Consider the following 14,852-nt stretch of genomic DNA (forward strand, 5'->3'; position numbering starts at 1 on the left):
TCTTAACTCATAACTTTTTTATTTTTTGTTGCCAAAATACAGGGTCAGGTAGCCGGAGGTAAAGACGCTGCGGTTGGTGGCGAAAGGCATGATGACCGCTTCTTTGGTGAAAGCTTCGGCCAGAAAGCCGATTTCGAGCCCGGTCATGTTGTTGCGAAAGGCGCTGAGTTCGAAGGAGACGGCGGCTTTTATGTTGGCACCCAGATTGATTTTCGATTTTTCGAAGCCTTGAAAGAAGCTGCCCGCCCCGATGATCACCGACTGGTCGTGCTTGGCCGGGTCGTACTGCTCGGTCCGCACCTGCCCCGGACGCGACTGCACCTGGACGTAATACGGCTTCAGCAGTCCCAGAGACGGACCCGCCGCCAGGATTCCGTTGATGGCGATTCCTTCGTCGGCCGTGCGGGTGAACAGCGCGATTTCACGGCCATACTGGGGCCGGATCACAAAAAAGTAGTTCTGCTTGCCGAAGATGAACCGGGCTCCGGTAAACTGCGTCTGCGACTGCACCTCTTTGGGGTGCTTGACGTTGACGACTTCCACGGCCAGATACCGGAACTGCCGCTTGCCTTTGAAGAGGTTCGGCAGCACTTTCGACTGGCGAAAAACAAATCCGCCCAGGATACCGGAATTGGTGTTGGTGGTGATTCCGTAGGTCGTTACCGAATTATAACGCTCCTCATCTGCATCCTGATTGGGGGTCTGGGCCTTTGCCCGACCCGCCGCCATCAGGCACAGGAAAATAAATATGATTCGAACTCGATTCACAGCCGTAGAAGGTAGAGTTTTGTATTGATAAATATAACGACTTAACTTGAAACCACGAAACAACCACTGCTTTCCAGTAAAGTAACCAGTTGGATGCCCGTAAGTTTTTCCGGAAAACCAAAATTTCTGCTCATTCTTAACTGAATACACCTTATGCCGACGATTGAAACCCGTTACCTCGGCGATCTGCGCACCGAGGCCGTTCACCTGCAATCCGGAACCCGTATCCTGATCGATGCGCCCACCGACAACAACGGCCGGGGCGAGGCCTTCTCTCCCACCGATCTGGTGGCCGCTTCGCTTGGAAGCTGCATGATGACCATCATGGGCATTGCCGCCCGCCGCGACGGCATCGACCTGACCGACAGCCAGATGAGCATCACCAAAATAATGTCTGCCGAACCGCCGCGCCGCATCGCCCGCATCGAAGTTCACCTCACGATGCAGACGCCCAGCGAGCTTTCGGAGTCTGACCGCACCAAACTCGAACGCGCCGCCCGCACCTGCCCCGTCGCCCTCAGCCTCCACCCCGACATCGAGCAGGCCATCACCTTCGAATGGACAAGCTTGTCAGTTATGAGTTAAGAATTATGAATTATGAGTTGGCTCCGCCTAACAGTCAATCTGGTAGTTAGGCGGAGCCAATTCATAACTCTTAATTCTTAACTCATAACTAAAAAAATGACGCTTTACTTTGTTGCGCTTCTTCCCGATGCGGGGATTCAGGCTGAGGTAACGGCTTTTAAGGAAGCGGCCCGCGACCGCTTTGGTTCGGGCCACGCCCTGAAGTCTCCGCCCCATATTACGCTTGTTCCCCCGTTTCGGGTTGCGCAGACGCCTCTTTTTTTGTCGGAAATCGCTTCCCGGCTGGAGCCGTTCCCGGTGCAACTGCGCCACTTCGACCGGTTTGGGAAGCGGGTGATTTTTGTCGGCGTGGAGAACAGCGAAGCCCTGCAGCAGTGCCAGCGGGAAACCAGCCGGGCGTTTGAAGCCGCCCTGAACCTGAGGCCGGACAACCGCCCGTTTCATCCGCACATGACCGTCGCTTTCCGGGATTTGCCGGTGCAGCGGTTTCCGGCGGCCTGGGCCTATTTTTCCGGCATTTCCTACGAACGCACCTTCACCGCCTCCGGCCTGACCTTACTCAGACATACCGGCGCGGGCTGGGTCATTGCAGAAACCTTCTCCTTCCCAACGGCATCGCCCGGCGAAGAAAGCAGCGTCTGAGCCAGAAACCTTTCCAAACTCGGCTTTCTCCCCGCACTCCCCCGCTTTCAGCTCCGCTTGCGTCCTTTCGCGATCTGCTCCACCGCCGTCACCAGCCGATCCAGGTCTTTGGGCGTGTGGTAGACGTTTGGTGTCACCCGAACGCCTTTGATGCGCTCCCACTCGATGGGGCTCGTGTGAATTTTGTACTGGCTCAGCAGCTGCGACTCAACCTCCCCGGCTTTCAGCCCGTCGATGGAAAACAGGGCCACGCCGCAGGCAAATTCGGGCTTGAGAGAAGTATGGAGATGCACCCCCGGAATGTCGCGCACCCGTTCAGCCCAGTAGTTTTTGAGGTATTGAACCCGCGCCTGTTTGCGGGCCGTGCCGAGCGCCAGCTGGAAGTCAACGGCTGTGCCGATGGCCATTTCGGACGCAAACGAGCGGGTTCCCAGGGATTCGAACTTCCGGATGTCCGGCCCGTCGGGCTCGTTGTTGGAGAGCAGCGCCCAGACGTTTTTGATTTTTTCTTTCCGGATGTACATCATCCCGCTGCCGAACGGCGCGCCCAGCCATTTGTGCAGGCTCGTGGCGAAATAATCGCAGCCCAGATCGGGAATTTTGAAGTCCAGCAGCGCGAACGTGTGCGCCCCGTCGGCGATGACCTCGATGCCGCGCTGGTGGGCGATGTCGGCGATTTTCCGCACGGGCATGATCTGCCCCACCCAGTTGATCAGCTGCGTGACATGGACGATTTTCGTTTTGGAGGTAAAGGCTTTTACATATTTTTCAACCAGATAATCGTCGTTTTCGCTGGGCAGTTCGAGGTCGATCCAGACCAGTTTGATTCCGTCCCGTTTCTCGCGCTGCTTCCAGGCGTTGATCATGTTCGGATAATCCTGTTTGGTGAGCACCACTTCGTCGCCGGCTTTCAGGTTAAGACCAAAAATAACGGTGTTGAGTCCTTCGGTGGCGTTCCGGTTGATGGCGATTTCCTCCGCCGAGCAGCCCGCCAGATCGGCCAGTTTGGTCCGCAGGGCTTCGCGGCCCTGGTCCAGAATGCGCCACATGTAATAGCTCGGAGCCTCGTTGGCGTACTGATAAAAGCGGATATGCGCGTCCTGCACCGTTTTGGGCTGCGGGCAAACGCCGCCGTTGTTGAGGTTCAGCAGATTCGGCGAAGCGGTGTACTCCGTCTTGACCCAGTTCCAGAAATCTTCATCCTGCGCCAGTTGCAGCGGAGAAGCGTCGGGTCGATAGGATTGCAGGGGCTGTGCCACGGCTTTTTCCAGAAAAGCGGGCAGGGCGAAGGTTCCGGCAACGGCCGAGCCGAGGTGACGGATAAACGAACGTCGGGTAGACATAGGAAGCGTTTTGGGTGAATGCGGCGCAACCAAATATAGAAAAAAAGCCGTCTGCTGCGTCAATTCGCCGGTTACATTTCCCCACTCTCCGTTTAATCCTGCCCGGAAAGCGTTAAGTTTGGCTTTTCGGCTTCTTTTGTCGGCAATGAAAAATTGGCAGGCCCGTTCGCACCCTGCCTTGTAAACGTAAACGCTTAACCTGTAAAACACCTTTTTCCCGCCTATGAAACAGTACATGGCCGGACTGCTGCTGCTGGTTACGTCAACCCTGTGGGCCCAGCAACCGGACAAAACACTCTGGTACAAGCAACCCGCACAATACTTTGAAGAAACGCTGGTGCTCGGCAACGGCACCCAGGGCGCGACGGTCTTCGGCGGCGTACAGTCCGACAAGATTTACCTCAACGACGCCACGCTCTGGTCGGGCGAACCCGTCAACGCCAACATGGCTCCGGAGGCGTACAAGAACGTGGAGGCCGTTCGAGAGGCGCTTCGAAAGGAAGATTACAAACTGGCCGACCAGCTGAATAAAAAGCTTCAGGGCAAATTTTCGGAATCCTACGCCCCGCTCGGCACGCTGTTCATCGACTTCGGCCACGGCCCGACGGCCCAGAATTATTACCGCCAGCTGAGCCTTTCGGAGGCCGTTTCGACGACCACCTACCAGATCGACGGCGTAAACTATACCCGCGAATACTTTGTCTCGCATCCCGATAAAATTATGGTGGTCCGGCTAAGCAGCAGCCGGAAAGGCGCCCTGAATTTCTCGGTCCGGTTCAACAGTCTGCTTCGTCATGGGGTCACGACCCCTAATTCGGTGCTGAAGGCGACCGGCAACGCGCCCATCCATGCCGAACCAAGCTACCGGGGAAATATGCCGAACGCCGTGGTTTTTGACTCCGCCAAAGGCACCCGCTTTACCACGCTGGCCCGCCTCAAAGCTACGGACGGACGCCTCGTGACAACCGACAGCACCGTAGGTTTGCAGGGCGGCACCGAAGCTGTTTTGTTCGTCGCAATAGCCACCAGTTTCAACGGGTTCGACAAAAATCCGGCGACGGAAGGGCTGCCTCACGAGGCCCTTGCCGCCGAACGGCTCACAAAGGCTTTTGCCAAACCCTACCACCAGTTGAAGCAGGCGCACGTGGCGGATTACCAGACCTACTTCAATCGCGTCAGCCTCAACCTCGGCCCCAGTCAGGCGCCCAGTCTGCCGACCGACGAGCGCCTCCAACGCTACGCGACCGGGCAGGAGGACAAAAACCTCGAAATGCTGTACTTCAACTTCGGGCGGTATCTGCTCATCAGCAGTTCGCGGACGCCGGGCGTTCCGGCCAATCTGCAGGGCATCTGGAATCCCTACATGCGGCCGCCCTGGAGCAGCAATTACACCACCAACATCAACGCCCAGGAAAATTACTGGCCCGCCGAAAGCACCAACCTGCCCGAAATGCACGGGTCGCTGCTGACCTTCATCGGCAATCTGGCCAAAACCGGCGCAGTAACGGCGAAAACGTTCTACGGCGTCAACGGCTGGACCGTCGCTCACAATTCCGACATCTGGGCCATGACCAACCCCGTCGGTGACTTCGGCCAGGGCGACCCCGGCTGGGCCAACTGGAACATGGGCGGGGCCTGGCTCAGCACCCACCTGTGGGAACATTACGCGTTCTCGCAGGACAAGGCGTTTCTGCGGCAGCAGGCCTATCCGCTCCTGAAAGGGGCCGCTCAGTTCTGCCTAGAATGGCTGGTGGAAGATAAAAACGGCAACCTGATCACCTCGCCCTCCACGTCGCCGGAGAATATTTTCGTCGCTCCCGACGGCTACAAAGGCGCGACGCTTTACGGCGCAACGGCCGATCTGGCGATCATTCGGGAGTGTTTCGCCCAGACGATAGAGGCGTCGAAACGGCTCAACATTGACGCCGATTTCCGCGCGAAACTCGAAAAAGCGCTGGCGCGGCTGTACCCGTACAAGGTCGGGGCCGAGGGGAATTTGCAGGAATGGTACCACGACTGGAAGGACGCCGACCCCAAACACCGCCACCAGTCGCACCTGTTCGGACTGTATCCGGGCAACCACATCCGCCCCGACAAAACGCCGGACCTCGCGCAGGCCTGCCGCCGGACACTCGAAATCAAAGGCGACGAAACCACGGGCTGGTCGAAAGGCTGGCGCATCAACCTCTGGGCGCGGCTCTGGGACGGCAATCACGCCTACAAAATGTACCGCGAACTGCTGCATTACGTGGTGCCGGACGGCGTGAAAACCACCTATGCCCGGGGCGGCGGCACGTATCCGAACCTGTTCGACGCGCACCCGCCGTTTCAGATCGACGGCAATTTTGGCGGCACGGCGGCCGTGGCCGAAATGCTCGTGCAATCGACCGAAGACGAAATCCGGCTGCTGCCCGCCCTGCCCGACGTCTGGGCTGGCGGCTCGGTCAGCGGCCTGCGGGCACGGGGCGGCTTCGATGTGGCGATGCAATGGGCCGACAAACGCCTGACCTCGGTAACGCTGCACTCAAAAACGGGCGGCAAAACCCAGCTGGTCAGCGGCGGCAAAACGCAGGCCGTGACGCTGAAGCCGGGGCAGAGGTTAACCGTGAAGTGGTAAACGCCTAGGATTCGCTTACCTGCCGCACCCGGTACTCGGTCATGGCGCGGATTAACTCAAAGGGAATAGGCTCAGTCAGCGGAAACTGCACTGAGCCTTTCGCTCTTTTATACCCTGCCAGTTCTTCCGCAAACGCCGTTATCGGCGAAGGGGCCGGGTAAAAGCCAATGTGCGATTTGTAGGCCGCAAAATGCACCAGCGCCTCTTTCTGTCTGTAGGTGGGCATGTTGTAGCTTATGACCTCCTTCGCCTCCGGGGCCGCTTCCCGGATAACGCTCCGTATTTTTTGCAGTAGTTCCTGAACGTCTTCGGGAAACGAAGCAATGTATTCGTCGGTCGAGGTAAATTTTGTCTTTTCCATATTTTTAGAATTGGCTGGCAAGTCGTTTGGGTGCCGTTGTACGATAGGCCGAAGTGAGCGCATCCCGAAGGGTCTGTTCTTCTACTTTCCGCAGTTCAATGATGGTCCAGCCTTTTTTACCCCAGCTGTTGGGAACGGGGTAAATGACTGTTTTGTCGAAAAGCGAAAACAGGTCCTGTTCCTGCACCGTCAGCTTCACGGTGGCCTGGGCAAGCCGCTCATTCAGGGTGACAAACACCTTTTCCCCAATGGTAAAGGCGGTTTTGTCAAAATGCGCTTTTTCGGAAGCTTCGGGAAACGACAGGGCAATTTCCCGAAAGATATCTATTGCCACCATAGCAGCATAGAGGCTGAATAAACCTGTACGTTAAGTTAACGCTTTTCGCACCTTTCCAAAGAAATTGAGCGGACTCAAAACCCAAGCCTCTCAAAAAAGCCCTTTCGCCGCGTGACACTTACTTTCGCTCCATGGTTTTCGGCATTGAACTTCTCCACGATTTCCACTTCATACCGTTTGTAGAACTCCGGGTCAAAATTGGCTTCGGCCAGCCGTTCCAGCACGAACTGAACCGATTTCCCCTGCTCAATCCACCGTTGCCAGACCTCCTGCCGCTGCCGGATGCCGAGCGTGTTCATGCCCGCCACCGCCCCGGTATCGGTTCGGTAGTTGATGCGGAACGCTTTCCGGCCGTCGGGATGCGCCCAATAGAACGTTTGCAGACTGCCGTCGTCGGGCAGCCGGGCGGGCACGTCCCCGTAGGTCTGGTATTCAATATCGAAAAATTTCGCGGAATTGAAGAAAATACCGGGTTCGTAGCGGGTTCGTTCGCCGAGAATCGTCCGGGCCACGGTTTCGCCCATGATGCGGCCCGTGTACCAGATTTGCTCGACGGATTTCCGACCGAGCGGCGGATTGCGGTGCTGCACGCAGTCGCCGATGGCGTAGACCTCCGGCTGGCTGGTTTCCAGGTATTCGTTCACCAGAATGCCCCGGTTGGTTTCCAGAGACGTATCTTTCAGCCAGTCGATATTGGGGCTGACGCCAATAGCAATCCCGGCAAACTGCGTGGGAATCACCTCTCCTGCCGTCGTGACGACGGCTTGCACCTCTTCTTCATGGTTGCCCCGAAACTCGGCCACCTCGGTCTCCAGCCGCAGGTCGATGCTGTGTTCCCGAATATGGTCCGTCACCAGCGCCGATTCTTCGTCGGGCAATACCGAGTTCCAGAAGCTCCGCTCCCGCACCAGAAACGTCACCTGAATCCCGCGCGACTGTAACATTTCGCACAGTTCGATGCCGATCAGCCCGCCTCCGACAATTACCGCCTGCCGGATGCCACGCGTAGTCACCTCCATGCGTTCGAGGTCCGGCATGCCGTACAAACCCTGCACCCCGCGCAGCTGCTTTCCGGGCCAATCGGCAAAATTAGGTTTCGACCCCGTCGCCAGCACCAGTACATCGTACGTGTACTCAAATCCGGTCGGAGTTTTGACGTTACTGCCCGGCGGCGGGAACTGAGCCAGAGCCAGTTCTTTTTTGTCAAAATTTACGCTCAGGACATCCGCCCGCAGAAGTTCGATGCGGTTTTTGGCCCAGAACCCGTCTTCGTACGGCTTCGTATGGTGCGCTTCCAGATGGCCCATGTACACGTACATCAGGGCGGTGCGGGAGTAAAAATGGTCGGTTTCGGAAGAAATAACGGTAATCCGGTCGTCGCTCTGCTGCCGGATATGCCGCGCGGCGGTGATGCCCGAAATGCCGTTGCCAATAATGACAATGCTTCGCAAAAGTTATGAATTAGGAGTTAAGAGTTATGAGTAAACCTGTACGTTAAAAATAGCGAAGCCAACTCATAACTCATAATTCTTAACTCATAACTCCCTTTAATGGGCAACCACCATTCTTCCCCGCAGCGTGCCCTGCCGGGTTTCGACGTTGAGGAAATAGACGCCGTTGGGCAGGTGGTTGACCGTCATGCCCAGCGTTTTGGATGAAAGCCGGTGCAACGTGGGGGAAAGACGACGCCCGGTCGCGTCCAGGAGTTGAACCGTCCGGGTGTCGGACAGGGCATCCGCCTCCAGCAGCACGTTGTCTTTGGCCGGGTTCGGGTAGATGCGCAGCGAAGCAGACAGTTCCTCCACGCCCGTAACGACCTGTTTGAAGATGGGCAGGTTGGTAAAGTCGCGGCTCAGCACGTCGGTCAGCACGGGCTGCCCCTCTCCCAGCCAGTCGGCGAGCAGGGTGGCGTAGACCTGCCGGAAGTCGGTCTGCATTTTGATGTTGTTGTTGTCGAGGTCGTTGAGGTCCGGATTTTTGCCGATCATCTGCGTTTTCACGGCGCTGCCGAACACAAACAGCGGGGCCGCTACGCCGTGGTCCGTGCCCAGGCTGTTGTTGGAAATCGCCCGGCGCCCAAACTCGGAGAAGGTCATGCCCACGACGCGGTCTTCGAGGCCCATCGCCTTCAAGTCATCCATGAACGTTTTGACGCCGTCCGAAAGGTACTTCAGCAGGTTCGCGTGCGCCCCCGTCGTGGTATCCGTCCCGACCACCTGCGCCGCATGCGTGTCGAAGCCGCCGATGGAAACGTAATAGATTTTGGTCTGCAAACCGCCGTGAATCAGCCGGGCCACGATTTTCAGCTGGTCGGCCAGCGGGTTCGGCGTGGCGTAGGTCACCAGATTTTTGCCCTTCCCCGCGGCGGCCTTGATCTGTCCGGCATAGGCCACCGAAGACAGCTGCTGCTGGCGGATGTAGGCAATGTGCCGACCGGCCGGCGTGCTCAGGTTCAGATTCGGATCAATGGACGGCTTGTCGCCCACCAGCTGCGCGAAGGTATCGGGGTTTTGCAGGGCGATGGCCATGCTCTGGGCGGGCCCGAGCAGCGCCGTGGAAGCCACCGCCCCGATCTGAATCGCCAGCGGGTCGGGGTTCTGGGAACTGGGGTATTTGTCGGGATAATCCGGGTATTTCTCATCGAGGTAGCGGCCCATCCAGCCCGTCGTCAGGGTTTTGTTCGAGTCCGCCCCGGTAAACCAGATGTCGCTGGACCGGAAATGCGAAAAGTTGGGCTGGGGATACGAAACGCTTTGCGTGATGGACAGTTTTCCGTCGTTCCAGAGCCGCTGCAGGCCGGTCATGGCCGGATGCAGGCCGGTGGTCAGGCTGTTGTTGAGCCGTAGCACCTTGTCCTCCGCGATGGCGATGTTGCTGCGGAGCGTTTTGTACCGACTCATCTGGTCCAGCGGAATAACGGTATTCAGGCCGTCGTTCCCGCCGTTCAGCTGAATCAGCACCAGCACCCGGTCGTTGAGGCCCGCCAGTCCGGAAAGAGCCTGCATAAACGCCGACTGGCGTGCGAAAGCCCGCGCGCCATAGCCGTCGACCAGCACCGGCAGCAGCATCGAACCCGTAGTAAAGCGTAGAAAGTTGCGACGGTTCATAAAACAGTGATCAGGAAGTCAGGGAGTAGTAGGTTGGGGCAGCCGACGGTGGATAATGGTCAGTGCTTCGCTATCTTTGAATGGATGTCAGGCACGGACCACTGTCCATGGTCACTTATTTCAAGTCATTTGAAATTCAGCCATCCGGAAAACGTACTGCATCAGGCTGGTCAGTTTCATCTGTACGGCCATTTGCTTGACTGTATTCGTAGGGTCATTGCGGTAATTATTCCATTCGTCCGACCAGACGTACCGGGGCAGTCCGGGCACGAGCACCTGATCGATGAGGAAATCCTTCTGCGACCGGCTCAGGTCAACGGCCAGCACCAGCCCCGTCAGTTCGTCGATCATCTTCACCGCATCGGCCGGATCGGAGGTGGCCGCCACCAGCGGAAGCAGGTTCGGAATCTGCCGGACGTTGCTGACGCGAATGTTGCCGTTGATGAACGAATCGGTGTAGCCGCCCCGCATCGCCAGCGTGTTGGAATTGATCCAGATTTCGTAATAGCCCGTGTCGTAATAAGGTTTGTATCCGAACACGGTCGGCTGGTCGAGGACATCCATCTGCTGTTCCCGCGAACGGGTGAGCAGCGTGTTGGCAAGGGCGTAGAAATTGGTCGTTTCTTTGGTGTAATCCGGTACGCTCATCCCGAACGTCCGCCAGCTGCCTACAATCAATTCCAGCGGCGACTTGATGATGGCCCCTTTCAGGTTTGTGTCAAAGAAGTGGCGGCTGGTAAACAGCGCCGTCAGAACGGGTTTGATTTCGTACTGGTTCTGACGGAACACCTGCGCGAGCGGTTCGATGAAGTCTTTCTCGATTTCAGCCGTCAAATCAGCATTGATGAACCAGCGATACATTTTCCGGACGATGTTGCGGGCCGTTTCGGGCTGCCGCAGAATCATATCGATCAGTTCGCCCAGTTCCAGGTCGCCGCCGGCATCGCCCGATCGACCCTGGATGACGGTGCTTTGAAAGAAGGACGAAAACGTCTTGCCGGTCGTGTCGTGCTGGTTGGGCCGGTAAAGGCTGCCGAACGTCGCCGTCGTTTCGTTCCGGAAGCCCGTATCCGCCCAGCCCGTCAGTACGCGGGCGGCGGCCTTCACGTCATCTTCGTTGTAGTTGTTCCGGCCGATGGTAAAGAGTTCGAGCAGTTCGCGGGCGTAGTTTTCATTGGGTCGGCCCACGACGTTCTGGTTGCCGTTCAGGTAGCGAAGCATCGCCGGTTCTTTGGTTACCTCCATGACAAAAGTCCGGAAGTTGCCGAACGCATTGCGGCGCAGCATGACGTTTTGCCGGTGCATAAAGCGGTAATCCTGCACCTCGGCGATGGTCGAAACGAAATGGTTCTGCCAGAAAAGCGTCGTTTTTTCCCGCAGCGAGACGGGTTCCGTCAGCATCAGCCCCAGCCACCAGCCTTTCAGCAGGTTATTGGAAAGGTTGCGGTTGAAGGCCTTGTCCATAATCGTCTGGCCCGTGGCCGGGTCCAGAGGAGCAGGCGCCGCGGGCGTGTCGGCCAGCAGCCGTTGCACAGCCTCCCCCGGCGTCAGTCCCGTAAACTGGCGGATATGGGCGGACGACGCCCCGAAGGTAGCCCGGCGGAGCAGATGCGCAGCCTGTGGTGTGGAAAGCGGTTCAGTAACCGGCAGTAACAGTGACATGATACAAAGGTATCCTTTATGCCATTTTTATAAACAAAAGGAGCCAGATTACTTAAGTAAATACCCTAATGTTATCTACTGGTTATGAGCCAACAAAAAAGCCCCGCCGTCTCAGGACAGCGGGGCCGTAGTATTATTTCCCAAAAATGGGGATCAGCGCTTCACCTGGCTGAACGATACGTAATCGGCCAGAATCCGGCCCGCCTCGTTCAGATAGATGTCTTTCTTCTCTTTTTTGGCTTTGGAAGCGTTTTCGTCCTCTTCCGTTTCCGGACTTCCGTTGGAAGCGACCAGTTCGCTGTTGGCACCGCCACTCTGACCAAGGGCTTTGCGCTTGCGCTCGGCCTCCTCGCGCTCCTTGCGGCGTTTTGCCTCCTGAAGCGAAACCACGGTGTTCTGACGGGCCTTTTTGTAATCGGCCAGCAGTTCCACCTCACGCTTCAGTTCCGGCTCGGACTTCAGGCGCTGGTCGTACTTGCTGCGCAGTTTGGTCACCAGCGCGTCGTCCACATACCGGGTCGGCTCGTACCGGGTCGAAGCGATTTTGTCCCAGGGCAGGGCGCTCGGCTGCGAGCTTTCACCGAATTCTTCCGGGCTGAAAGCCGACGGCAGTTGAATGTCGGGCACCACGCCTTTGTGCTGGGTGCTGCTGCCGTTGATGCGGTAGAACTTCGCCAGCGTCAGTTTCAGTTGGCCTACTTTTTCGGGCTCTTTCGGCAGCCACTGGTTCAGGTCAACCATTGTCTGCACGGTTCCTTTTCCGAACGTCTGCGAACCGATCACCAGACCACGCTTGTAGTCCTGAATCGCCGCCGCAAAAATTTCGGAAGCCGAGGCGCTGAAACCGTTGACCAGCACCGCCATCGGGCCGTCGTAGAACACGGACGGGTCGGGGTCGGTCTGCACTTCGATGTCGCCAACTGCTTCGCGAACCTGCACCACCGGACCCCGCGAAATAAACAGGCCGGTCAGTTCGATGGCCTCCGTCAGGGAGCCGCCGCCATTGTCGCGCAGGTCGATCACTACGCCTTCCACTTTATCGGTTTTGAGTTCGTTGAGCAACCTTTTCACGTCGCCCGTCGTACTCACAAAGCCGTCTTCCCGCTTGCGGGCACCGTCGAAGTCACGGTAGAACATCGGGACGGTAATGACGCCGATTTTTGCCTTGCGGCCGTTTTCCGTTACTTCGATCACTTCCTTCTTGGCGCGCTGCTCTTCCAGCTTCACTTTTTCCCGAACGATTTTGATTTCCTTCGGCGGGGTGCCGGCCAGCGCGTCGGCCGGAACGATCTGCAGCCGAACCGTCGTGCCTTTGGGTCCTTTGATGAGCTTCACGGCTTCATCGACCTGGTAGCCCACAATGTTCACCATGGGGCCATTGCCCTGGGCGACACCGACGACCTTGTCTTCCTTACCGATCTGCTTGCTTTTGAACGCCGGGCCACCCGGAACGATGTCCACGATCTTGATGTATTCGCCATCTTCCCGCAGCACGGCCCCGATGCCTTCCAGCGACTGGCTCATCTCCTGATTGAACCGGTCGGCAAACCGCGGCGACATGTAGTTGGTATGCGGGTCGAGCGATTCTGCAAAGGCGTTCATGTACATCTGGAACACGTCTTCGCTCTTCACCCGCGACATGTAATACTTGTCGAGGTTTTTGTAGCGGTCGGTCAGCGTCCGGGTGGTCGACGAATCGGCTTTGCCCGCCAGCTTGAGTTCCAGAGCCTGATTTTTCAGGATTTTGCGCCAGAGGTCGTTCTGCTCCTCCTTGGTTTTCGGCCAGGTCGCTTTTTCCCGGTCGGTATTGAACGTTTCGTCTACCGAAAAGTCAAACGGCTTCTGAATCAGCTGTTTGATAAACTCGCTGCGTTCTTCGTAGCGTTTCCGGTACACGTTGAACATTTCGTACGGGGCCGTGAGGTCACCGCTGTTCAGGTAATCGTCGATCTGGTACCGGTGCCGGTCGAAGGCCTGCACGTCGGAGGCCAGCAGATACGCCCGGTTGGGATCGAGTTCTTTCAGATAATTGTCAAAAACTACCGACGACAGGGAATCGTTGAGCCGCACCTTCCGGTAATGATAGGTCGTGAGCAGCTTAGTCACCAACGACTCCACTTTTTCTTGCGACATCGTAGGCTTCAGGTCGTCGGAACTCGGGACTGACAGGGACTGCGCTGTCATGCCCGCCTGCGACCCCGGCTGAAGGCCAAGCAACAGCACCGGGGCCAGCGTAATCAGGTACTTTCTCATAAGGCACCTATCGGGTTAAAAGTAAAATTCTGAATGATTGAAAGACTGAATGATTGATTGTCACACGCTCTGGTCGACAGGTTTCGCTGATTCCTCAACCTATCTATCAATCAATCATTCAATCGTCACTGTTTAACGATATCCAGTAACTCAATGTCAAAAACCAGGGTAGCATTCGGACCGATGGGTCCGCCGGCACCCCGTTCGCCGTAGGCCAGATCCGCCGGAATAAACAGCTTCCATTTGGAGCCTACGGGCATCAGTTGCAGGGCTTCCTGCCAGCCCTGAATCACGCCGTTGACCGGAAACTCGATCGGCTCCCCGCGCTGGACGGAACTGTCGAACACCGTTCCGTCGATCAGCGTGCCGTGGTAGTGGGTTTTCACCTTGTCCGTCGCCGTCGGCTTCGGGCCGGTTCCTTCCTTCACGACCAGGTACTGGAGGCCGCTGGCAGTGGTCTGAACGCCCGGTTTCTTTTTATTCTCTTCCAGAAACTGATCGCCCGCCTTTTTGTTGGCGTCCGCCACTTCTTTCTGCGCGGCCATCTTTCCTTCGTTCTGTTTCTGCATGTAGGTCATCACCAGCGTCTGCATCTGCGCGTCCGACAGAACCGTCTTCTGCCCTTTCATGGCGTCGCCCATCCCGCGGGAAAGAGCTGCCAGATTTACTTTATCCAGGCCGTTCTGTTTCAGGCTCTGGGCCATGCTGACCCCGATGCTGTAACTGAGCGAATCCATGTTGGAGGCAAGCGAAACGCCGGTGGGTGCTGGGCGGGCGGCGGAAGCGGGTTTGGCCTTGGGACTAACGGGTTTCTTGGTTTGGGCCATCACCGGGCCGGTTGCAAAAACAGCCGACAGCAAGCCGGCCAGCGTCAAACGAGTGAACTTCATGCGATACTTCAGGTAATCAGAATGATTTGTATTAATGAAACGTAAAACAGGCTGGCAAAAGTTTGGCATTTTGGAGCCTTTCTAAAACTATTTTGTGATAAAAGGTCGCTTTGTCCGCATGCGGTGTATCCGACGCCTGGATAAATTACGAAAAAAAGGCGGTGCCGACAAGAGCGCCGGAAGCAATTCGGCCGGGCCATCCTTCCCGGCACTCTTCCGGGTATCGGAAAAGTATAACATTTCCGCACGAAATTTCCTGACAATAGCTGTTTTAGTGAAATTTACTC

At 57.1% G+C, this 14,852-nt stretch carries 12 protein-coding genes; 3 read left to right on the forward strand and 9 right to left on the reverse strand.

Annotated elements, in window-relative coordinates; genetic code table 11:
- Positions 1–18 precede the first annotated feature (18 nt).
- Positions 19–768 (reverse strand): hypothetical protein, encoded by a 750-nt coding sequence (locus tag ORG26_RS06070; RefSeq protein ID WP_323134370.1) that lies wholly within the window; start codon positions 766–768, stop codon positions 19–21.
- Between the two features lie 153 nt (positions 769–921).
- Here ORG26_RS06070 and ORG26_RS06075 point away from each other — a divergent pair, with 153 nt between their 5' ends.
- Both ORG26_RS06075 and ORG26_RS06080 read left to right on the forward strand, forming a co-directional pair.
- A complete protein-coding gene (locus ORG26_RS06075) occupies positions 922–1,353 on the forward strand; it encodes an OsmC family protein (RefSeq protein WP_266367644.1) in 432 nt (143 codons plus the stop codon).
- A 96-nt stretch (positions 1,354–1,449) separates the two neighbouring features.
- A complete protein-coding gene (locus ORG26_RS06080) occupies positions 1,450–1,995 on the forward strand; it encodes a 2'-5' RNA ligase family protein (protein ID WP_266367646.1) in 546 nt (181 codons plus the stop codon).
- Positions 1,996–2,042: 47 nt separating this feature from the next.
- Here the strand turns inward: ORG26_RS06080 and ORG26_RS06085 are convergent, their stop codons facing one another.
- Entirely contained in the window at positions 2,043–3,338 is a 1,296-nt protein-coding gene (locus ORG26_RS06085) for an aminotransferase class V-fold PLP-dependent enzyme (protein WP_266367648.1), read from the reverse strand.
- 223 nt (positions 3,339–3,561) lie between these two features.
- Between ORG26_RS06085 and ORG26_RS06090 the strand changes: the two genes are divergently transcribed.
- On the forward strand, positions 3,562–5,955 hold the full coding sequence (locus tag ORG26_RS06090) for a glycoside hydrolase family 95 protein (RefSeq protein WP_266367650.1): 2,394 nt from the start codon (positions 3,562–3,564) through the stop codon (positions 5,953–5,955).
- 4 nt (positions 5,956–5,959) lie between these two features.
- Here the strand turns inward: ORG26_RS06090 and ORG26_RS06095 are convergent, their stop codons facing one another.
- The 7 genes from ORG26_RS06095 to ORG26_RS06125 all read right to left on the reverse strand — a co-directional run bounded on the left by ORG26_RS06095 (position 5,960) and on the right by ORG26_RS06125 (position 14,565).
- Entirely contained in the window at positions 5,960–6,316 is a 357-nt protein-coding gene (locus tag ORG26_RS06095; protein WP_266367652.1) for an iron chaperone, read from the reverse strand.
- A 4-nt stretch (positions 6,317–6,320) separates the two neighbouring features.
- Positions 6,321–6,653 carry an MmcQ/YjbR family DNA-binding protein gene (locus tag ORG26_RS06100; RefSeq protein WP_266367654.1) on the reverse strand — a complete coding sequence of 111 codons (333 nt, stop codon included), beginning with the start codon at positions 6,651–6,653 and terminating at the stop codon, positions 6,321–6,323.
- Between the two features lie 74 nt (positions 6,654–6,727).
- Entirely contained in the window at positions 6,728–8,104 is a 1,377-nt protein-coding gene (locus ORG26_RS06105; RefSeq protein ID WP_266367656.1) for an NAD(P)/FAD-dependent oxidoreductase, read from the reverse strand.
- Between the two features lie 96 nt (positions 8,105–8,200).
- A complete protein-coding gene (locus tag ORG26_RS06110) occupies positions 8,201–9,760 on the reverse strand; it encodes a DUF1501 domain-containing protein (protein WP_266367658.1) in 1,560 nt (519 codons plus the stop codon).
- A 120-nt stretch (positions 9,761–9,880) separates the two neighbouring features.
- Positions 9,881–11,422 (reverse strand): DUF1800 domain-containing protein, encoded by a 1,542-nt coding sequence (locus tag ORG26_RS06115; protein ID WP_266367660.1) that lies wholly within the window; start codon positions 11,420–11,422, stop codon positions 9,881–9,883.
- Positions 11,423–11,575: 153 nt separating this feature from the next.
- Positions 11,576–13,675: a carboxy terminal-processing peptidase gene (locus tag ORG26_RS06120; protein WP_266367662.1), complete on the reverse strand. Its 2,100-nt coding sequence runs from the start codon at positions 13,673–13,675 to the stop codon at positions 11,576–11,578.
- A 125-nt stretch (positions 13,676–13,800) separates the two neighbouring features.
- Positions 13,801–14,565 (reverse strand): FKBP-type peptidyl-prolyl cis-trans isomerase, encoded by a 765-nt coding sequence (locus ORG26_RS06125; protein WP_323134371.1) that lies wholly within the window; start codon positions 14,563–14,565, stop codon positions 13,801–13,803.
- Positions 14,566–14,852 lie beyond the last annotated feature (287 nt).

The sequence above is a fragment of the Tellurirhabdus rosea genome (assembly GCF_026278345.1).
Classification (GTDB): domain Bacteria; phylum Bacteroidota; class Bacteroidia; order Cytophagales; family Spirosomataceae; genus Tellurirhabdus; species Tellurirhabdus rosea.